The organism is Mycolicibacterium baixiangningiae (genome assembly GCF_016313185.1).
Taxonomy (GTDB): domain Bacteria; phylum Actinomycetota; class Actinomycetes; order Mycobacteriales; family Mycobacteriaceae; genus Mycobacterium; species Mycobacterium baixiangningiae.
Genome location: NZ_CP066218.1, coordinates 3,032,702 through 3,052,562, shown reverse-complemented (window position 1 = coordinate 3,052,562; position 19,861 = coordinate 3,032,702). Strand labels below are relative to the sequence as shown.

General features: G+C 68.3%; 22 protein-coding genes and 1 pseudogene. 15 read left to right on the top strand and 8 right to left on the bottom strand.

Going from position 1 to position 19,861, the window contains the following annotated elements:
* The first annotated feature begins 93 nt into the window (after window positions 1-93).
* From I7X18_RS14180 to speB, 3 genes are all read left to right on the top strand, one after another.
* Window positions 94-561 (top strand): DUF5994 family protein, encoded by a 468-nt coding sequence (locus I7X18_RS14180; protein WP_193048058.1) that lies wholly within the window; start codon window positions 94-96, stop codon window positions 559-561.
* A 101-nt stretch (window positions 562-662) separates the two neighbouring features.
* Complete coding sequence (locus I7X18_RS14175) at window positions 663-1,058, top strand: acyl-CoA thioesterase (RefSeq protein ID WP_193048162.1); 396 nt, start codon at window positions 663-665, stop codon at window positions 1,056-1,058.
* 32 nt (window positions 1,059-1,090) lie between these two features.
* Window positions 1,091-2,128, top strand: a complete 1,038-nt coding sequence (gene speB, locus I7X18_RS14170) for an agmatinase (RefSeq protein WP_193048059.1) — start codon at window positions 1,091-1,093, stop codon at window positions 2,126-2,128.
* A 15-nt stretch (window positions 2,129-2,143) separates the two neighbouring features.
* On the opposite strand, the gene I7X18_RS14165 is transcribed toward speB, so the two are convergent.
* Window positions 2,144-3,028 carry a cyclopropane mycolic acid synthase family methyltransferase gene (locus tag I7X18_RS14165; RefSeq protein ID WP_193048060.1) on the bottom strand — a complete coding sequence of 295 codons (885 nt, stop codon included), beginning with the start codon at window positions 3,026-3,028 and terminating at the stop codon, window positions 2,144-2,146.
* Window positions 3,029-3,267: 239 nt separating this feature from the next.
* Between I7X18_RS14165 and I7X18_RS14160 the strand changes: the two genes are divergently transcribed.
* From I7X18_RS14160 to I7X18_RS29845, 4 genes are read left to right on the top strand one after another with little or no spacing between them, the layout of a single operon-like run.
* Window positions 3,268-3,483 (top strand): Rv3202a family protein, encoded by a 216-nt coding sequence (locus I7X18_RS14160; RefSeq protein WP_193048061.1) that lies wholly within the window; start codon window positions 3,268-3,270, stop codon window positions 3,481-3,483.
* A gap of 23 nt (window positions 3,484-3,506) precedes the next feature.
* A complete protein-coding gene (locus tag I7X18_RS14155; RefSeq protein WP_193048163.1) occupies window positions 3,507-4,049 on the top strand; it encodes a chorismate mutase in 543 nt (180 codons plus the stop codon).
* Window positions 4,050-4,072: 23 nt separating this feature from the next.
* A complete protein-coding gene (locus I7X18_RS14150; protein ID WP_193048164.1) occupies window positions 4,073-4,891 on the top strand; it encodes an SDR family oxidoreductase in 819 nt (272 codons plus the stop codon).
* 40 nt (window positions 4,892-4,931) lie between these two features.
* The gene (locus I7X18_RS29845) at window positions 4,932-5,054 is read left to right on the top strand and encodes a hypothetical protein (RefSeq protein ID WP_264296020.1); all 123 of its coding nucleotides are present in this window, start codon (window positions 4,932-4,934) and stop codon (window positions 5,052-5,054) included.
* A gap of 10 nt (window positions 5,055-5,064) precedes the next feature.
* Here I7X18_RS29845 and I7X18_RS14145 read toward each other — a convergent pair whose 3' ends face one another.
* The gene (locus I7X18_RS14145; protein WP_193048062.1) at window positions 5,065-5,946 is read right to left on the bottom strand and encodes a TIGR03854 family LLM class F420-dependent oxidoreductase; all 882 of its coding nucleotides are present in this window, start codon (window positions 5,944-5,946) and stop codon (window positions 5,065-5,067) included.
* Window positions 5,947-6,012: 66 nt separating this feature from the next.
* Between I7X18_RS14145 and I7X18_RS14140 the strand changes: the two genes are divergently transcribed.
* From I7X18_RS14140 to I7X18_RS14130, 3 genes are read left to right on the top strand one after another with little or no spacing between them, the layout of a single operon-like run.
* Entirely contained in the window at window positions 6,013-6,471 is a 459-nt protein-coding gene (locus I7X18_RS14140; RefSeq protein ID WP_193048063.1) for an SRPBCC family protein, read from the top strand.
* Between the two features lie 58 nt (window positions 6,472-6,529).
* Window positions 6,530-6,976: a hypothetical protein gene (locus I7X18_RS14135; protein ID WP_193048064.1), complete on the top strand. Its 447-nt coding sequence runs from the start codon at window positions 6,530-6,532 to the stop codon at window positions 6,974-6,976.
* A 10-nt stretch (window positions 6,977-6,986) separates the two neighbouring features.
* A complete protein-coding gene (locus tag I7X18_RS14130; RefSeq protein ID WP_193048065.1) occupies window positions 6,987-8,270 on the top strand; it encodes a cytochrome P450 in 1,284 nt (427 codons plus the stop codon).
* On the opposite strand, the gene I7X18_RS14125 is transcribed toward I7X18_RS14130, so the two are convergent.
* Window positions 8,233-9,582, bottom strand: coding sequence for an FAD-dependent oxidoreductase (locus I7X18_RS14125; protein ID WP_193048066.1), 1,350 nt, complete (start codon window positions 9,580-9,582; stop codon window positions 8,233-8,235). The genes I7X18_RS14130 and I7X18_RS14125 overlap by 38 nt on opposite strands.
* Window positions 9,583-9,638: 56 nt before the next feature.
* Here I7X18_RS14125 and I7X18_RS14120 point away from each other — a divergent pair, with 56 nt between their 5' ends.
* The gene (locus I7X18_RS14120) at window positions 9,639-10,283 is read left to right on the top strand and encodes a TetR/AcrR family transcriptional regulator (protein ID WP_193048067.1); all 645 of its coding nucleotides are present in this window, start codon (window positions 9,639-9,641) and stop codon (window positions 10,281-10,283) included.
* A gap of 22 nt (window positions 10,284-10,305) precedes the next feature.
* Here the strand turns inward: I7X18_RS14120 and I7X18_RS14115 are convergent, their stop codons facing one another.
* From I7X18_RS14115 to I7X18_RS14105, 3 genes are all read right to left on the bottom strand, one after another.
* Window positions 10,306-11,010 carry an HAD family hydrolase gene (locus I7X18_RS14115; protein WP_193048068.1) on the bottom strand — a complete coding sequence of 235 codons (705 nt, stop codon included), beginning with the start codon at window positions 11,008-11,010 and terminating at the stop codon, window positions 10,306-10,308.
* The gene (locus I7X18_RS14110; protein WP_232375475.1) at window positions 11,007-11,555 is read right to left on the bottom strand and encodes a hypothetical protein; all 549 of its coding nucleotides are present in this window, start codon (window positions 11,553-11,555) and stop codon (window positions 11,007-11,009) included. Before I7X18_RS14110 ends, I7X18_RS14115 begins: the two co-directional genes overlap by 4 nt.
* A gap of 102 nt (window positions 11,556-11,657) precedes the next feature.
* The gene (locus tag I7X18_RS14105) at window positions 11,658-12,764 is read right to left on the bottom strand and encodes a glycosyltransferase (RefSeq protein WP_193048069.1); all 1,107 of its coding nucleotides are present in this window, start codon (window positions 12,762-12,764) and stop codon (window positions 11,658-11,660) included.
* 130 nt (window positions 12,765-12,894) lie between these two features.
* Between I7X18_RS14105 and I7X18_RS14100 the strand changes: the two genes are divergently transcribed.
* Window positions 12,895-14,247, top strand: a complete 1,353-nt coding sequence (locus I7X18_RS14100; RefSeq protein WP_193048070.1) for an HNH endonuclease signature motif containing protein — start codon at window positions 12,895-12,897, stop codon at window positions 14,245-14,247.
* Between the two features lie 19 nt (window positions 14,248-14,266).
* On the opposite strand, the gene I7X18_RS14095 is transcribed toward I7X18_RS14100, so the two are convergent.
* Window positions 14,267-15,178 (bottom strand): dienelactone hydrolase family protein, encoded by a 912-nt coding sequence (locus I7X18_RS14095; RefSeq protein WP_193048071.1) that lies wholly within the window; start codon window positions 15,176-15,178, stop codon window positions 14,267-14,269.
* 66 nt (window positions 15,179-15,244) lie between these two features.
* Between I7X18_RS14095 and I7X18_RS14090 the strand changes: the two are divergent.
* The 3 genes and pseudogenes from I7X18_RS14090 (at window position 15,245) to I7X18_RS14080 (ending at window position 18,471) form a co-directional block, all read left to right on the top strand.
* Window positions 15,245-16,167: pseudogene (locus I7X18_RS14090) on the top strand (SDR family oxidoreductase).
* Between the two features lie 83 nt (window positions 16,168-16,250).
* Window positions 16,251-18,038 (top strand): N-acyl-D-amino-acid deacylase family protein, encoded by a 1,788-nt coding sequence (locus I7X18_RS14085; protein WP_193048072.1) that lies wholly within the window; start codon window positions 16,251-16,253, stop codon window positions 18,036-18,038.
* A 16-nt stretch (window positions 18,039-18,054) separates the two neighbouring features.
* Window positions 18,055-18,471, top strand: coding sequence for a nuclear transport factor 2 family protein (locus I7X18_RS14080; protein ID WP_226864358.1), 417 nt, complete (start codon window positions 18,055-18,057; stop codon window positions 18,469-18,471).
* Window positions 18,472-18,492: 21 nt separating this feature from the next.
* On the opposite strand, the gene I7X18_RS14075 is transcribed toward I7X18_RS14080, so the two are convergent.
* The gene (locus tag I7X18_RS14075) at window positions 18,493-19,854 is read right to left on the bottom strand and encodes a type I glutamate--ammonia ligase (RefSeq protein WP_193048074.1); all 1,362 of its coding nucleotides are present in this window, start codon (window positions 19,852-19,854) and stop codon (window positions 18,493-18,495) included.
* Between the last annotated feature and the right edge of the window lie 7 nt (window positions 19,855-19,861).

Genomic DNA, 19,861 nt, shown 5'->3' with positions numbered 1-19,861 from the left:
CCCGGGGTTATGCTCGATCGGTCGTAGGTTCCTCGCGTGCCCGTGTTTCGGTTGCCGTCTGCGATGTGCGAAGAATTGACGGGAGCGTCTGCGATGACGCCCATCGATGCGAGTTCACCTGGTTCAGGCCGGTTGACAATCTGCGACAAGGCGCCGGTTCCCGGTGCGGTCGACGGCGCCTGGTGGCCCCGAAGCGGCGATCTCGGCGAGGAACTCCCCGACCTCGTCGCGGTGCTCAGCAGGTTGATCGGTCCGGTCCGTCGCGTGGTCTACGACCCCGCTTCCTGGAAGTCGGCCCCCAGCCGCATCATCCACCGCAACCACGCCGTGGCCGTCGACGCCTATCGCCTGGTCGCCCACGACACCATCTACCTGGTGGGCTCGCACTCGCGGGACGCGCTGCTCTACGTGATCCCCTCGGACCTGCCGGCCCCGATGGCCCGGTCGGTACTGGACACCGTGGGCGGTGGGCGGGAGTCGATCGGGGTGGCGCTGTTACGTCGGCTGTCGCACGGGGAATCCGCGCGGACCGGCGAACGCCAGAAAGACGCCTCGCTGTAAGTCAGTTCACCGACACCATGTTCGCCGCCGCGCTGGTCGGCCGAGTCGGCCGACGGCGTTAGGGTGTGCCGGTAGCGTCCGATCCGGCACCGGCGTTCTCCATGCCGATCGTGCCGCGCTACGCCGAGGTCGACCAGCAGGGCGTGGTGTTCAACGGTCACTACCTCATCTGGTTCGACGAGGCCTGCACCGCGTTCCTCGACCATCTCGGTGTCGCGTATCCCACGCTGATCGCCGACGGCGTCGACTTCCAGGTCGTTCACAGCGAAATCGATTACGCCGCACCGGTTCGCTGGCGCGACGAGGTCCGGGTGACGGTCCGGTGTGAACGCATCGGGACGACGAGCTTCACGCTCGGTTTCGCGGTGCGGAGCCGGAGCGCAAACACCCCGGAACGCGTCGTGGTGACGGGCCGCAACGTCTACGTGGTGGTATCGACGTCGGCCTTGACGAAACGCGACATCCCGCCATCGCTGAGAGCCGCGCTGGACGCCTGACTCGCCGCAGGGATCGGCGGTACCGTCTGCGCATGGGCCACGAGCATGACCAGCAGCCGCCTCGACAGCTTCCGCCCGGGATGGCCGAGCAGCTGGACCTGCCCCACTCGGGACTGGTTTCCTTCGGTCATCGGCCGTTCCTGACCGAGACCGCGCAACTCGACTCGTGGCGCCCCGACGTCGCGATCGTCGGCGCCCCGTTCGATGTCGGCACCACCAACCGTCCGGGCGCCCGGTTCGGTCCGCGGGCCATCCGGGCGACGGCATACGAGCCCGGCACCTACCACATGGATCTCGGGCTGGAGATCTTCGACTGGCTCGAGGTGGTCGACTTCGGCGACGCCTATTGTCCGCATGGACAGACCACTCTGTCGCACAACAACATTCGTGAACGCGTGGCCGCGGTCGCGTCGCGTGGGATCGTGCCGGTGATTCTCGGCGGTGACCACTCGATCACCTGGCCCGCCGCCACCGCGGTGGCTGATTTCCACGGCTACGGCAACGTCGGCATCGTGCACTTCGACGCCCATGCCGACACCGCCGACGACATCGAGGGCAACCTCGCCAGCCATGGGACGCCGATGCGCCGGCTCATCGAATCCGGTGCGGTGCCCGGATCGCATTTCGTCCAGGTCGGGTTGCGCGGGTACTGGCCACCGCAGGACACGTTCGAGTGGATGCTCGAACAGAAGATGACCTGGCACACCATGCAGGAGATCTGGGAGCGCGGTTTCAAGGCCGTCATGGCGGACGCGGTGAGCGAGGCGCTGGCCAAGGCGGACAAGCTCTACGTGTCGGTCGACATCGACGTCCTCGACCCCGCGCACGCACCCGGCACCGGAACCCCCGAACCCGGCGGCATCACCAGCGCCGACCTGCTGCGGATGGTCCGGCAACTCTGCTACGAGCACGACGTGGCCGGCGTCGACGTCGTCGAGGTGTCTCCCGCCTACGACCACGCCGAGCTCACGGTCAACGCCGCGCACCGGGTGGTGTTCGAGGCGCTGGCCGGTATGGCGGCCCGCAGACGCGATGCGGCCGGAGTGCCGCCCGGCCCCCCGTCGCGGTGACGAGGGCCCGTTCGCTCAGCCCTTGGTCAGGGTGAACTGCGCGACGTCGGTGTAACCCTCACGGAACAGGTCGGCGCACCCGGTCAGGTACTTCATGTACCGGTCGTACACGACCTGCCCCTGCAGCGCGAGCGCCTCGTCTTTGCGCGCCTCGAGCGCGGCCGACCAGATGTCGAGCGTCTTGGCGTAATGCAGGCGCAGCGGCTGCACGAGCTTGACCTCGAAGCCCGCCTTGGTCGCGTGCTCTTCGACGGCACTGGCCTGTGGCAGGTCTCCACCCGGGAAGATCTCGTCCATGATGAATTTGAAGAACCGTATCTTCGCCATCGTGATGGGCAGTCCGCGTTCTTCGAATTCCTCGTTGCTCGGCTTGATGATGGTGTGCAGCATCATCACCCCGTCGTCGGGCAGCGCGTCGTAGGCCATCTTGAAGAAGTCGGTGTAGCGGTCGCGGCCGAAGTGCTCGAACGCGCCGATCGACACGATGCGGTCGACCTTCTCGTCGAACTGCTCCCAGCCCTCAAGCAGCACCCGCTTGCTGCGCGGACTGTCCTGCTTGTCCAGGAGCTGCTGCACGTACGCCTGCTGATTGCGTGACAGGGTCAGCCCGACCACGTTGACGTCGTAGCGATCGAGCGCCCGGTTGATCGTCGCGCCCCAGCCGCACCCCACGTCGAGCAGCGTCATTCCGGGCTGGAGACCGAGCTTGCCCAGCGACAGGTCGATCTTGGCGAGCTGCGCCTCTTCCAGCGACATGTCGTCGCGTTCGAAGTACGCGCAGCTGTAGGTCTGCGTCGGGTCGAGGAACAGCCGGAAGAAGTCGTCGGACAGGTCGTAGTGCGCCTGGACGTCCTCGAAGTGGGGCGTCAAGCCCTGGGCGTCACTGCTTGTTTCTGGCAAAGTACAGCCTTTGACGTCGTCGTTTGTGTTCTGTTCGGCGCTCCCCCGTTTTGAGAGGGCCGCCCCCGTCGTCTGCGCACACTACCTGAACAGGGGCCGCGCAAAGACCACACCGGCCAGGTCAGGCCCGCCGAACCCACAGCACCTGCAGAACCGGAATCCACCTGCGTGGGTGGAACTCACTATCGTGGTGGCACGGCCGGGGTTCGGCTGATGTCAGAGCAGGAAGGAGACCGCTCGTGAGTACTCCGAATGGACCGGTGTTCGATGACGAGGCTCCGGAAGCCGACGTCGTCGAACAGTTGATCCCTGTCGACGTGGACGACGAGGAGGTGGGCGGCCTGGATGCCGCCCGGGTGTCGGTGTCGCGCAACTGGGACGCCAACGAGGCCGACCTGATCGAACAGGCGATCGCCGTGCCGCTGTCCGAAGACGACCCGGATTTCGACCGCTGAACGTGCGGTCGGCGTTGCGCGGCCTGGTGGCCGGCCTGGCGGTGGCCGGTGCCTTCGGCACGGCGGCGCCCGCGCAGGCTGACGAGGGTGGCCCGCTGACGGCGCTGGTCGACGCCGCCGCCCAACGATTGCAGACCGCCGAACCGGTGGCCGCCAACAAGTGGAACACCAAGGGGCCGATCGAGGATCCCGCGCGGGTCGAGCAGGTGCTGACGGCGGTGGCCACCGATGCGTCGGCGCGCGGCGTCGACGCCCAGCGGGTGCGCCGCATCTTCGCCGACCAGATCGCGGCGACCGAAGCCATCGAGTACAGCCGCTTCGCCCAGTGGAAGCTCGACCCGGCGGCCGCACCCACCACCGCCCCCGAGCTGGCGTCCTCGCGTCAGGTGATCGACGGGCTGAACCGGACCATGGTGGAACAACTGGCCGCGCAGTGGCCGGTCCTGCAATCGCCCACCTGCGCCGAGCGGGTGCGTGATGCGACCGACAGGGTGGCCGACACCCGGGAGCTCGATGCGCTCTACCGCCAGGCGCTGTGGTTCGTGACGCGCTCTTACTGCGGCTGAGCTGTCAGGATGGCCCGATGACAATGAAGTCGATCTTCATCACCGGCGCGGGGAGCGGGATGGGGCGCGCCGGCGCAGAGCTGTTCCACGACCGCGGCTGGCGGGTAGCGGCAGTCGACCGCAACGAGGCCGGGCTGACGGCGTTGACGGCGCAGCGCGGCGGCGATCGCTTGTGGTCCCGGCGGGTCGACGTCACCGACAAAGCCCAGTTGGACGGCGCGCTGGCCGACTTCTGTGGCGCCGACGGTCTCGACATGATGTGGAACAACGCGGGCGTCGGTGAGTCGGGCTGGTTCGAGGATGTCCCCTACGAGGCGGCCATGCGGGTGGTCGACATCAACTTCAAGGCTGTGCTGACCGGGGCGTACGCGGCGTTGCCCCACCTCAAGCGGTCGCCGGGCAGTCTGATGTTCTCCACGTCGTCGGCCTCGGCGACCTACGGGATGCCGCAGATCGCCGTGTACTCGGCGACCAAACACGCGGTGAAGGGTCTCACCGAGGCGCTGAGCGTCGAATGGCAGCGACACGGCGTGCGGGTCGCCGACGTGCTGCCCGGTCTCATCGACACCGCGATCCTGCGCGAGACCCCCAACCACTCCGGGGGTGCGCCGTCGGCCGATGCGGCCGGGGACGTCACCGCATCCGCTCCCAAGCGGGGTCCGTTCCGGTTGATGCCGGCCTCCAGCGTGGCCGAAGCGGCGTGGGCTGCCTACCGGCATCCGACCCGTCTGCACTGGTATGTGCCCGCCAGCATCGGGTGGCTGGACCGGCTCAAAGCCGTCAGCCCGGAGTTCGTCCGCGGACAGATCCGCAAGGCACTGCCCCGGCTGACCGAGCGCTGAGGGCGGTTTCGCGCGAATCGGCTGGGGTACCTCGCACCCCATGAGCAGCGACCCCGCCGAAACCGGTCAGGATCCCGACGCCGATCCCGAGATGAAGCAGAGCTCCGTGCAGCCCCAGCCCGATCAGGCCGAGGGCGAGGACGAGACCTCGGAGACGTCGTAACAGCCGACGGTCAGTTCTCCCGGGGTAGCAGTTCGGCGGCGAACCGATCGACGAACGCGTCCATCGGCACCTTCCCGGCCGGGCGGATCACGAACTTCGTCAACCCGGCGGCAAGGTAGCCGTCGAGCTGGCGGTGCAGGGCCGGCCAATCGGGGGCGATGAGTTCCGACGGGTCGATGTCCGGACGCCGCCTACGCACGACATCGACCATGTCGTCTGTGAGTTCGCCGTCGGCCACCGCGAGGGAGATGCCGAAGTGATCGGCTTCGATGCGCCGGTCCGCGTCGTGGGCCGCACGCTCGATCTGCTCACGCCCGCGGCGCGCTTCGTCGGGGGTGAGGAAGCTGCCGAGCCAGCCGTCCCCGTATCGGCCGATGCGGCGCAACGCCCCTGGCGCCGATCCGCCGAGCCAGATATCGAGGGGCTGGTCCGGACGCGGTGCGACCGCGGCGTTTCGCACGGAGAAGAATTCCCCGTCGAAGCTCACGTCCGGCGCGGCCAGCACCGATCGGAGCAGATCCAGCGACTCGTCGAACACCGCGGCGCGTTTGCCTGCGGGCACCTCGAAGATCGCCCGTTCGGCGGGGATGGCGGACTGCAGCCCGAAGACGGGCAGCACGCGCTTCGGTGCGACCGCGGCCAGCGATGCGAGTTGCTTGGCGACGAGCACGGGGTGGCGGCCCGGGAGGATCGCCACCGAGGTGCCGACTTTGAGCCGGGAGGTGCGGCCCAGCGCGAACGCCATGCCGACGAACGGGTCGACGGCCTCGGTGTAGACGAGTTCGGAGAACCACAGTGAGTCAACGCCGCTGCTCTCGAGGCGATCCACGAGGGCCGCCAGGCCGTCGGCCGATGTCTCCGCGCCGATCCCGACGCCGAACCGGATCTTCACACTTGCCGAGTTAACGGGATCGCCGATCTGGGGTCAGCGGCGGGTGCGTTCTGGCAGGCTGCCCGCATGCAGGGTTCGGTCAGCGTGACGATGAAGGCTCCGGCGGAGCAGATCTGGAATCTGGTCGCCGACGTGCGCAACACCGGCCGGTTCTCCCCCGAGGTGATGGAGGCCGAATGGCTCGACGGCGCGGCCGGGCCCGCGGTGGGGGCACGGTTCCGCGGACACGTCCGGCGCAACGAGATCGGTCCCGTCTACTGGACCACCTGCCGGGTCACCGCTTGTGAGACCGGCCGCGAGTTCGGGTTCGAGGTGCTGCTGGGTGACCGCGCCGTCAACAACTGGCACTACCGCTTCACTCCGGTCGACGGGAGCACCGAAGTCACCGAGTCGTTCCGGTTCAACGACTCTGCGGTCATGCGGCTGTTCGCGGTCGTCGGCGGCCAGTTGCGCCGACGTCGGAACAACCGGGACATGCGCAAGACGCTGGAACGCATTCGGGCCGTGGTGGAAGCCGAGAACTAGCCCGGATAGGTGTTCTGCCATCGCGTTTCTGCCCGATCGGGGCGGGTATCTGAGTCCGGTGAGTGTGCCCCCGGACAAACCCGCCGACGACGACCGTCAGCTCCCGGATGACATCTCCGACGGCACGGTGGCGGCGGTGGGCTCGGTGTCCGAGGCGCTGGAATGGGCTGAACGCGCCCGCGGTCACCTGTACTCCTTCCACCAGTTGATGGGTCGGGCCGACCTGCTCCTCGGCGAGGCCTGCGACAAGCTGCGCGAGGCGGGCCACGACGAGGTGGCCGACCGGTTGGGGGCGGAACTGGTGGGCCGCAATGTGCTCTACGGCCGGTGGACCTTCCAGATCGTCGAGGAGTTCGACGACAACTACTGGTCGGTGTTCCGGGAGCACGAACGCCGGGTCCGCAACGAGCTGCAACAGGGCCATCGGCACGTCTTCGAGGCGCGGATGAAAGAAGACCGGCGCACCAAGGGCCGGCGCGGGCACGAGGGCCGGCCGGAGGGCTAGGCTCGTCGCCGTGGGCATTGCGGCTCGGATCAACGGAGCGGCGCCACCTCATGTGCCACTGGCCGACATCAACCTGGGGTCGTGGGAGTTCTGGGCGCTCGACGACGACATCCGTGAGGGCGCGTTCACCACTCTGCGCCGCGAGGCTCCGGTGCACCCCTTCCCGGAGTTCATGCAGGAGGGGACGCCGGTGGGCCGCGGCCACTGGGCGGTCACCCGTTATGACGACGTGTTCTACGCCAGTAGGCATCCGGAGATCTTCAGCTCCGCCTCGGGTATCACGATCGGGGACCAGACCCCCGAGCTGAACGAGTACTTCGGCTCGATGATCGCGATGGACGACCCCCGGCACACCCGACTCCGCAACATCGTCCGCAGCGCTTTCACCCCGCGGGTGCTTGCCCGCGTCGAGGATTCCGTGCGCGAACGCGCGAGACGACTGGTCGCCGACATGGTGGCCCGCCACCCCGACGGCAGCGGTGAGCTCGTCGCCGATTTCGCCGGTCCCCTACCGTTGCAGATCATCTGCGACATGATGGGAATCCCCGAGGGCGACCATCAACGTGTCTTCCACTGGACCAACGTCATCCTGGGTTTCGGTGACCCGGACGTGACCACCGACTTCGACGAATTCATCAATGTCGCAATGGAGATCGGAGCCTATGCGAGCGCGCTGGCCGACCAGCGGCGCGCACATCCCGGAGACGATCTCACCACCAGCCTCGTGCAGGCCGACGTCGATGGGCAGCAGCTCACCTCGAGCGAGGTCGCGTCGTTCTTCATCCTGCTGGTGGTCGCCGGTAACGAGACCACCCGCAACGCCATCAGCCACGGGCTGCTGGCGCTGAGCCGCTACCCCGAACAACGCCGGATCTGGTTCGACGCGTACGACGAGCTGGCGGCGACGGCGGTCGAGGAGATCGTGCGGTGGGCGTCACCGGTGAGCTACATGCGGCGCACCCTGACCCGCGACGCCGAATTGGGCGGGGTGAAACTCGCTGCGGGCGACAAGATCTCGCTGTGGTACGGCTCCGCGAACCGGGACGAGTCGACATTCGACGACCCCTGGACGTTCGACGTGCGGCGGAATCCCAATCCGCACGTCGGGTTCGGCGGCGGTGGCGCGCACTTCTGCCTCGGGGCTAACCTGGCCCGTCGTGAGATCACCGTGGCGTTCGAGGAACTGCACCGGCAGATCCCTGACATCGCCGCCTCGGTGGAACCCGACCGCTTGCAGTCTGCGTTCATTCACGGAATCAAGCGACTGCCGGTGACCTGGACGCCGCCCCGATAGCGGCGGGCGCGTAGCCGGCGCAGATGTGGGCGAGACCGGCGCGGGTGGGACCCGGCGGCACGGCCGGGCGCCAGCCTGAGGCGAAGATCTCCCGTGCGCGCGGCTCGGCCGGTGCGAGGCTGGCGGGCAACGCCGACATTGTCGCGTAGGGCTCGACCAGAGGCCGCAGGCCGGGATCGGCATCAGCGGCGGCGACGATCAGATCCGACGGCAGTCGACGGGTCAGGTCCACCTCACCACCGCCCCAGCGCCGGACCCGCTCACTGTCGACGTGGCGGTGGTCGTCGAACCACGGCCGCACGTGACGTTCGCACCACGCGTCGAACTCTCCGGTGGCAGAGGCGATGTCGGGTTCATCGTCGAGTGTGCGCAGCAGTGCGCGGGACTGCGTGAAGGCCAGCGCCACCCCGCGGCCGGCAAGCGGCGTCGTGGTGCACACCGAGTCGCCGACCGAGATGAGGCCGGGCAGGTACGGTGTGCCGTCGGGGCCGATCTGCCCGCGATAGCTGTTGTACAACCGGCCCCCGGGTAGGACGGGAGTCAGCGGCCGCGACCGGTGTGGGTCGATCCACTCCGACAGCTGCGGGATCGCGCGCACGGCCGCCTCGAATACCTCGTCCTCCCGCAACCGGCGCAATCGGACATCGGTGCCGTCGTGGGTGAACGTCACCGAGAAGGTCCCGTTGTCGTGCACGAAGGCGATGGCTGCGTAACCAGACATGCTCAGCGACAAGCCGATCGGTGAGTTCTCGGGACCTCGTCGGGCCCCTGGGAGCAGCCGGTACTGGCGTGTCGCGTACACGGCGCCGCAGTCGCCGCCGTCCGCCTCGGGGCGCAGAGTCCGCAGGTATCTGGCGGCCCGGCCGGAGGCGTCGATCACCATGTCGGCGCTGACCACACCATCACCGATCACGACACCGCCCACCCGGCCGCCCGCTCGATGCGGTCGGTCCACCGTCCCGACGTGACGGGTGATCCCCGGTTGCGCTGCGGCGACACCGTGCAGGACGCGTTCGAAGGTCGACCGCCGGCACAGCAGCGCGGCCGCGACGCCGGACGGGTCGACGGCGATCTGCGCGCCCGCCACCGTCAGTGCGTCGAGGACGTCGGGAATCTCCGAGCGCAATGCGTCGACGACCGGCGCGCGGAAGGTGTGTGCGTGCTCGAACTGCATCACTCCCCTGCGCCGCCACGGCCCGGACCGCGGTGGCCCGGGGTCGCGATCCACGACGGTCACCGTGTGCCCGCGGCGGGCCAGCGCGATGGCACAGAACAGTCCGGTCGGTCCCGCGCCGACGACGACCGCGTGCATGCCGACCTCCTTTGAGGTAACTTCTAGTGTAATGAATACTTCGAGAGTGCCCCGATATGGCTGAGGAAGTCAAGAGGCAGTACCGGTCGAGTCTGCGCGCTGCGCAGGCACAGGAGACCCGGCGCAGTGTCATTGCCGCGGCCACCCGGCTGTTCGTCGAAAACGGGTACGTGGCCACCACGATCGACGCGGTCGCCGAGGCGGCCGGGGTGAGCCGCAAGACGGTGTTCACAGCGGTGGGCGGCAAGATCGAACTGCTCAAACTCGCCGTGGACTGGGCGGTGGCAGGGGACGACGCCGACGTGCAGGTGTCGGATCGCGACGAGATGCGGCGCGCGCTGGGCGCCGGGGACCCCGCGGAAGTGCTGCACGGCTGCGCACAGGTGATGGTGGGGGTAAACAAGCGGGTCGCCGACTTGTTCCGCGCGCTCGACGTGGCTGCGGGCGCCGAGCCCGAGGCGCAGACGCTCCTGACCGTCGTGCGAGAACAGCGGTTGACCGATGCCCGTGCGATCGCGCGGCGATTACGCGCACTGGGTCTACTCACCGGGCGAAAGGCGCACGGTGAGGCGGTGGACCTGATCTTCCTGGCCACCGATCCGCACCCGTTCGACGTCCTGGTGCGACAGCGCGGGTGGTCGACGACCCGTTACGCGCGGTGGCTCGGGGACGCGCTGGTGGGTCAGCTGCTGACGACCTGACCCGTTTTGTCCGACCGTGTGCTCAGCGCGCCTGTTTCAGGAGTGTGGCGACAGGGCTGTCGTCGAGGTGCGTGCGCAGGTCTTCGGCGTTCTCGAAGACCGCGCTCGCACCGGCTTCGGTGAGTTCACCTCGCGACACCCCACCGCTGAGGACACCGATCGAGGTCACCCCGGCACGTTCGCAGGCCTCGATGTCCCAAACCGCGTCGCCGACGAACACCGCTCGGCCGGTGTCCACCACTCCGGCTCGTTCCAGCGCGATGTTGACGATGTCCGGCCGGGGTTTGGCGGTGTCGACGTCTTCGCCCGACGTCATCGCGGAGTAGATGTCCTCGCTGTCGAGCACCTCGCGCAGCACGGCCAACTCGTCTTCGGGGGCGGAGGTGGCCAGCACGACCTGCAGACCGAGTTCCTGCACCCGTTCGAGCAGTGCGCGGGCACCCGGCAGCAGCCGCAGCAGTGCCTTGTCCTCCAAGTAGTACCGCGAGTGGCCCTCTTTGAGGCGCTCGCGCACATCGTCGTCGGCATCGGGCACCAGGGAATCCAGCAGCGTGGAGCCGTCCATCCCGATGCACCGGTGCACCCGCCACGATTCGACGGTCAACCCCTCGTCGGTGAACGAGCGATGCCAGGCATGGACGTGCAGGTAGTTCGAATCGACCAGGGTGCCGTCGATATCGAACAGCACGGCCGGTGCGGAACCGGCCGTGCTGTGCGGGTCGTTCATCGGGTGCGGGGATCGGGCACAGGGTTACCGCGCTCGTCGGTGACGTTCTGGCCCTGGATGTTCTGTCCCTGGACATTCTGGCCATGAACTGCCTGCCCCTGGACGTTCTGGCCCTGAGCGGCCTCGTGGCGGCCACCGTAAGGCTCCTCGTGCTTGCCTGCGCCCATGGCATCGGGCTGCATGTCCTCGGCGTTCGTCGTGTGCGGATCGAGATCGTCGGCGAACTTGCGACGCTCGTCGAGTTCCTGTCGCGAGGTGGTGACGGCGTCGCGGTGGGTGGAGGCGACACCGCGGAGCCGGGCGGCTTCGGCGGCCTTGGCATCCGCCTCCGCCTCCGCGGCCCTGGCCTTGGCCTCGGTCTGCTGGGCGACGAGGTCTCGCTTTTCGACGCGCTGATGGTGCTCCTGGACTTCCTCGCGAATCTGCTGGGCTTCCAGGTGGCGATGTTCGTTGCGCCGTTTGCGGGCAAGCATCGCCAGCGCGGCGATGATGAGCAGTGCAACTACCACTGCGACGACAATCCAGACAACGGTGTTGTTGTCCACGTCGGCTCCTTCGGTAGGTCGGGCATGGTCAGCTATTGACTGTCCCGCTGATTGCGAGTGCCCGCCCGCACCACGCGTTAAACGGTCGAGAAGTACTACCGGCTACCCGGCCGCGAGCGCGGCGAGCATGCCCGCGGCGGCGCGCGGCCAGGTGAAGTGTGCGGCGCGGCGACGGGCATTTCTGCGGCGCAGACGTTCCGGAATCCGGATGACGGCGCTGACAGCGTGCGCGATCGCCTGGGGATCGTTGTCGGCGGCCGCCCCGCTGTCGGCGGTGAGGATCTCCGCGAGCGCGGAGGTACGGGATACGACCGCGGGTGTGCCGCATGCCAGGGCTTCGAGCGCGGCGAGGCCGAAGGTCTCGTGCGGCCCGGGTGCCAACGCCACGTCGGCGGAGGCGAGGATGCCCGCCACGGTGTCCCGGCACCCGATGTAGCCGGTGAAATCGACGGGCAGGGCCGCGGCCTGGCGTTCCAGGCGCTGACGCAGCGGCCCTTCGCCCACCACGACCAACCGCGCGTCGACACCCGAATTGCGCAACGCCGCAACGGTGTCGATGCTCCGGTGCGCGTGCTTCTCCACGGACAGCCGGCCACAGTGCACGAGCAGTATCTGCTCGGACGCGGCCCACCTTTGCCGTAGCTGGGAGGAGCGCCGGCGGGGATGGAACTGGTCGAGGTCCACGCCGAGCGGGACGGTGACGACGTTCGTGGCGTCGATCCGCTCGAACTCCGTGCGCGCGAAGGCCGTCGTGCAGACGACGGTGTCGTAGTTGCCCGCGGTGCGGCGGTTGGCGACGTCGGCGAGCGCGCGGGCAGTCCGGCCCGGAAGCACCTGGCCGATGAGGCGGTCGAGCCGCTCGTGGGAGATCATGACCGTCGAGACACCTTGCCTGCGGCCCCAGCCGCCGAGCGTGCGCAGCGTCAGCCGGTCGGAGACCTCGATCGCGTCAGGAGCGAGGTCCCGCAGGAGCGCCGTCACCGGACCCGGCAGCACCGCGCGGTAGCCGCCGGTGAAGGGAATCAGCCGGGCGGGCAGCGTGATCCGCATGACGCCGGTGGGCAACTGCTGATGTTCGGGGTGGGAACCGGGGACGACGAGGAACACCTCGTGTCCGGCCGCGCAGTATTCTGCGCCCAGTCGGTCGACCGCGGTGCGCAACCCACCTGAGCGTGGGCCGTAGAAGTTCGCCACCTGCACCACCCGCATCCCACGATCAGACCTGCTCCGTCTGTGCGCCCCGCGGCCACGCGCCGTCCGACACCTGAACGGGTCGTGAACTCCCCCGTCGCCGGGCTAGCGGCTCGATTTGTCGGTGGTTCGAACTAGTGTTCGATGTATGGATGGGGAGTTCAGCGAAGCGGTGGATCGCCTTCTGGCGGCCGTCGGTGATATGCAGACTGCTTCCATCAGTGACCTGTCCTGCCCCCAGATGGTGGCGGAGTTGGATCGGATCAAGCAGACCGTGTGGGCGGTGCCCAGTGTGGAGCACCGGTTGACCGCGCGGCTGGTCGAGGAAGCCAACCCCCACGACCTGGGTGCGACGTCGATGAAGAAGCTGCTCGCCGACCGGTTACGGATCTCGGAGAAAGACGCCGGTGAACGGCTCACCGACGCCCGCCAACTCGGACCGCGCTACACCCTGACCGGGGAACGAGTGGGCACCGAACTCGCGTGCACGGCCGCTGCGGTAGCCCGCGGGACGATCGGGCAAGCCCATGTGCGCGTCATCCAGGAGTTCGTCAAGAAACTCCCCGTCTGGGTATCCTTCGCCCGCCGCGACGACTACGAACACACCCTGGTCCGCCACGCGAAGGAGTTGCGACCCGACCAGTTCAAGAAGGCCGCCAAAGCCCTGCTGGACTTCATCGACCAGGACGGCACCGAACCCGACCACCGAACCCAGCAGCGCCGCCGCAGCCTCAAAATCGGTCGCCAACAAGCCGATGGGATGAGCCGCGTCGAGGGCTACATCGACGCCGAAACCCGCGCCCTCTGGGATGTGGCCGCCGCCAAACACGCCGCCCCCGGGGCCAACCTGCCCCACGACGACACCCACACCGGACGCGATGACCGCACCCCCGAACAACGCCACCACGACGCGCTGAAACGGGTCCTGCGTGACACCGTGGAATCCGGGACCCTCGGCCAGATCGCCGGGGTACCCGCCACCATCGTCGCCACCACCACCGTCAACGAACTCGAACGTGCCGCGGGGTGGGCCGACACCGGCGGCGGCAACAAACTCCCCATCCGCGACCTCATCCGGATGGCCGCACGCTCCCGGCACTACCTGGCGGTGTTCGACGACCACACCGAAGAAATCCTCTACCTCGGCCGCGCCCGCCGCAACGCCACCACCGCCCAGAGATTGGCCCTGTTCGCACGGGATCGCGGATGCACCCACCCCGACTGCACCGTGCCGTTCTACTGGACCGAAGCCCACCACACCCACGACCACTCCAAAGGCGGGCGCACCGACATCCCCGACCTCACCCTGGCCTGCCAACCCGGCAACCTCATGGTCGAGAAAACCGGATACACCACCGAACGCCCCGGCAACGGACGCACCCACTGGATCCCACCCAAACACCTCGACACCGGCCAACCCCGAGTCAACAACTACTTCCACCCCCACCGCTACCTCACCGACCACAAAGACCCGGACGGCGAGAATGACGAACCCGACTAGTTGTCCCTGGACATCACAACTAGTCGACGTGGCGGGCGAACCACTCCTGCACGCGCTTCCACGCGTCGGCAGCAGCGGTGGCGTTGTACCGCTCACCGGTGTCGTTGAAAAAGGCGTGGTTGGCATCGGGTTCGGTGACGAGCTCGAAGACCATCCCGGCCTTTTCCAACGCCGCGCGGGCGACCGGCTCGCTGGCATTCACGCGCTGATCTTGGGCCGCGTAGATCCCCAGCACAGCAACGTTTCTCGAATTCGAGAAGTCCGGGTTGTCCGGTGTCGGACCGTAGAACGGCACGGCGGCGGCCAATCGCGGTTCGCCGGCGGCCAGCAGGCGCCAGACCATGCCTCCGCCCATGCAGAATCCGACCGCGGCAAGCCCGCGGTCCGGCACCCGGCGCGCCAGCTCGTCGATACCCGACTTGAGGTCGGCGACGGCGTCGGCCGGTGGCAGCGTGCTCAACGCCGCGGTGGCCTCGGCCGGATCGGCGAAGGTTGCGGTGCCGCCTGCTCCGGAGAGTTGATCGATCGCCAACGCGGAGTATCCGATGCCGGCGAATCGGCCGGCCACCGAACGGATGTAGTCGTTGAGCCCCTTGTTCTCGTGGATCACCAGCACGGCACCTCGGGGTTCGGTCGCCGCCGCCCACGCGCCCTGCAACTCCCCGCGCGGCCCGGCCCAGGTGACCGGCTCCGTCGGCAGGGCATTGTCCGCCCCCGGCGGCGGGGCGATCACCGTCGCGGCACCGCTGGACGTCGCCGGCGCTTCCGCCTGCTGCTGTTTGTTCTCACTGCACGCGGCGAACAACGCCGTCGCGCCGGCGGTCCCGATACCGAGCAGGGAGAGCCTGCGCAACGCCTCACGGCGGGACAACAATCCGTCGACATGGTCGGTGGCGATCTCTTCGGCGATGTATCGCTGCAGCGGTGTCACGTTCGCGAGTATGCGCTTCCCGTCGAAGCGCCGGTAGCGATTGCCTCACCGCGCGATACTCACTCCATGACATGGCGTCCTGATCCGGACGCGCTCCGCGGACGCATCGCCGTGGTGGCGGGGGCGACGCGCGGCGCCGGCCGCGGGATCGCCGCCGCCCTCGGCGAAGCCGGCGCCACGGTCATCTGCACCGGACGCAGCAGCCGTCGGGGCCGCGGCGGCTCGGACTACGACCGGCCGGAGACCATCGAGGAGACTGCCGAACTGGTCGACGCTCTCGGCGGCCGGGGCATCGCCCACCGCGTCGATCACCTGGACACCGAGCAGGTGGGCGCCCTGGCCGACAAGCTGCGCGTCGACCAGGGCCGCATCGACATCCTGGTCAACGACCTGTGGGGGGCCGAGGTGCTCAAGGGGCCACCGTCGTCCTGGGGCCGCCCGATGTGGCAACACGACCTCGACGACGGACTGCGCATCCTGCGTCTCGGCGTCGACACTCACCTGATCACCTCACACTTCCTGCTGCCGTTGCTGGTCACCCGGCCCGGCGGACTCTTGGTCGAGATCACAGACGGCACAACCGAATGCAACGCGGCGAACTATCGGCTCTCGGTGTTCTACGATCTGGCCAAGTGCGCTGTCAATCGGCTGGCGTTCAGCCACGGGCACGAACTGGCGCCCTTCGGCGCCACGGCCGTCGCCCTCACTCCAGGCTGGCTGCGCTCGGAGATGATGCTCGACAACTACGGCGTCACCGAAGCCGACTGGCGTACGCCTTGAACCCCTGCCGGTCCGACGGCTACCCGGCGGCTCCGCCGGGGTTCGCGAACTCGGAGACGCCCCGGTTCGTCGGCCGCGCCGTCGCCGCGATCGCGGCCGACCCCGAGTCCAGCCGGTGGAACCAACGCTCCCTGACCTCGGCCACCGTATCGCGCGAGTACGGATTCACCGACGTCGACGGTCGCCGACCCGACGGGTGGACCGGCTGACCTCCGGCACTTCGGTAGACAAATCGCGGAATCTGTTCACCGATGGCGTTGACACCGGAGAACCCGGGTTGTTCTATGGCAACGTGACCTACGACACGATCATCCGCAACGGCCGCTGGTTCGACGGCACCGGTGCGCCGTCGGCAGTACGCAACATCGGGATCCGCGACGGCCATGTCGTCACCATCACGGCCGAGGATCTCGATGCCACCGGATGCCCGCAGGTCATCGACGCCACCGGCAAGTGGGTACTTCCCGGCATGCTCGACATCCACACGCACTACGACGTCGAGGTGCTCGAAGGTCCGGCCCTGTCCGAGTCGCTGCGCCACGGCGTGACGACGGTGATGGTGGGCTCGTGCTCGCTGTCGACCATTCACGTCGACGGCAGCGACGCCGGCGACCTGTTCGGCCGGGTGGAGGCCATCCCGCGTGAGCACGTCATCGCCGCGGTCGACCGGCACAAGACCTGGACGACGTGCGAAGAGTATGTGACCGCACTCGAATCACTGCCGCTGGGACCGAACATCTGCGCCTTCATCGGCCACAGCGACATGCGAACCGCCGTCATGGGCCTCGACCGCGCCACCCGCAAGACCGAGCGTCCGAGCCGCACCGAACAGTCCCGAATGGAAGAGATGCTCGACGAGGCGCTCGAGGCCGGGTTCGTCGGCATGTCCTCGCAGCAGCTGCTGTTCGACAAACTCGACGGCGACACCTGCCGCTCGCGCACGCTGCCCTCCACCTACGCCAGACCGCGCGAACTGCGCCGCCTGAAGTCACTGCTACGGCGCAGCGGCCGGGTTCTGCAGTCCGGCCCCGACATCACCAACCCGCTGAACCTCGGCTCCCAGGTGGCGCAGTCCCTCGGCCTCTTCCGCAACCCGCTCAAGACCAGCCTGCTCTCGGCGGCGGACGTGAAGTCCAACCCGTATGCGATTCGCGCCCTCGGGCCGATCGCGCGGATCGTCAACCGGTTCGGCGGCAACTTCCGGTGGCAGCACCTGCCCGTCCCGTTCGAGGTGTACGCCGACGGCATCGACCTCGTGGTGTTCGAGGAGTTCGGTGCGGGTGCGGCGGCATTGCACCTGCGCGACGAGGTCGAACGCAACGCTCTGATGCGCGACGAGGACTATCGCCGCCGCTTCCGCAAGGACTACGAGAGCAAGATGGGTGTGCGGGTATGGCACCGCGACCTCTTCGACGCCGAGATCGTCGGCTGTCCCGACGGCTCGATCGTCGGCAAGTCGTTCGGGCAGGTCGGCGTGGAGCGAGGCCTGCATCCCGTCGACGCCTTCCTCGACCTGGTGCTCGAACACGGGCGCGAACTACGTTGGCGCACGACGATTTCCAACCACCGGCCGGACATCCTCAAGAAGATGGCGCGTGACCCCGGGATCCAGATGGGCTTCTCCGATGCGGGGGCGCACCTGCGCAACATGGCGTTCTACAACATGGGCCTGCGCCTGCTGCGCCACGTCCGCGACGCGCAGCAGGCCGGCAGGCCGTTCATGACCGTCGAGCAGGCAGTGCACCGGCTCACCGGTGAACTCGCCGACTGGTACCGCCTCGACGCCGGACATCTGCGCGTCGGTGACCGCGCCGACATCGTGGTGATCGACCCGGCCCGCCTCGACTCGACTCTCGACGAGTACGCCGAGGACCCCGTCGACTTCTACGGCGGCCTCGAGCGCATGGTGAACCGCAACGACAGCACCGTCACCGCCGTCCTGGTCGGCGGGCGCGCGGTGTTCCGCGACGGCGCACCGACCGCTCTGGTCGGCACACAGCGCACCGGACGCTTCCTGCGCGCCGCGCACCGGACTCCCGCCCTCCCCGCATCGGCATCGGAGTTCGCCGGTGTCCGTTGAGGATACGGTCCTGGGCATGTGGAAGTCGCTGTCCGCCCGGGACTGGGATGCGGTGAAGTCCCACCTGTCCGACGACTGCATCTACGCCGACATGCCCGTCGGACCGGCGCTGGCCGCCCGCGGCCCCGACGACATCGTCAAACGGCTCAAGGTCGGGCTCGAACCGCTCGCGGGTTACGAGAACCACGACGGGTTGCTGGTGAGCGACGGCGCCGACGTGATGTACGAGCATTCCGAGACCTGGCACTGGGCGAGCGGGGAAACCGCGGTCCTGCACTTCGTCACCGTGCACCGGGTCGTCGACGGCAAGATCAGGCTGTGGAAGGACTATTGGGACATGTCGGGGTTGACGGCCACCGCGCCTCCCACGTGGCTGGAGGATCTCGCGACCGCCGATACCTCCTGGGTGTTCGACGCCACGGGCCTGATCTGAGCGCCCGCGCCCCGCCCGTCGTCACACGCTCCACGCCATCCGGAACTTGTCGGCCCGTTCCTCCGGCGACAACGCACCGAAATGCTCTGCCTCGTAACGCCGTACCGCGACCACCGCGTCGACCACCGCGTCTCCGAGTATCCGGCGCATCGTCGCGGATTGGTCCAGGGCGCGTATCGCGTCGGCCTGCTCGGACGCGAGCAGCACGGTACCCGCCTGTGTGCGTTGTTCTTCCGTGAGCGCCGCCGGGTCCACCGTGGTCTCCGACGGCAACGCCGACTCGCATTCGATTCCGTCGAGTGCCATGCCGAGGATGGCCGCCGAGGCGAGGTACGGGTTGGCCGACGGATCGACGACCTTGACCTCGACGTTGCCGCCGTGGACGTTGCCCGCTCCACCCTGGAGGAACCGCACTGCGGCTTCGCGGTTCTCAGTGCCCCAGCAGATGTAGGCACCCGACCAGTGACCCGGCTGCATCCGCAGACCTGAGAGCACCGAACCGCACAGCACGCCCTGCGCCTCGGGCAGACCGGCCACCAGACCGGCGACCGCGTGTTCCCCCTCCGTCGTCATGCCGCGGGCGCCGGAACCGCCGGAGAACAACGGCGCACCCGCCCGGATAAGTGAGAAGTGCTGGTGCGCACCGTTTCCCACACTGTCTGCGAACGGGACGGGCGACAGGCTCACCCGCATCCCGTACCGGCGGGCCACCCGGCTGACGATGATCCGCATCAACATCAGCAGATCGGCCGCGGCGACCGGTGACATCGGCGGAAGCGAGATCTCGAACTGATTGGCGCCGTACTCCGGGTGGAACTGCTCGATCGGGATTCCGGAGCTCGTCGCCGCATCGGTGACGTCACGGACGAAGCCCTCATACTCGAGCACCCCGGCGAGTCCGTACTGCGCCCACAGGGTCGACGGCAGCCGGCCGCCGTCCGGGCCGACGAGGACGAACTCCATCTCGTGACCGACCGAGGCGGTCAGGCCCGCGGCGGACAACCGTTCCTCGACCCGGCGCAGTGCACCGCGGCTGCACCGGGGGTCGGGTTCACCGTTCTGATCGAAGAATCCGCCTGGCGCCCATGCCAATCCGTCGCCCAGGATGCGCAGGGCGCCGAGGTCGATGCGGATCCGCTGGTCGCCGACGACGCTAATGCTGTCACCGAAGACGATGCCGGTCTGGTCGATGGTGAACGCATGCCACACCGGGCTCGCGCCCAGACCTGGATCGGCGAAGGTGCCCATCCGGCGCAGCGGAATGGTCTTTGCGTGCGTGAGTCCCGCCGGATTGACGACCGTGCCGATCAACGTGGCGACACCGTCGGACTCCAGTTGCGCGATGGCGGCTGCGGCGAGGGGTTTTGCTGCCATGCCAGTCATTCTCCAC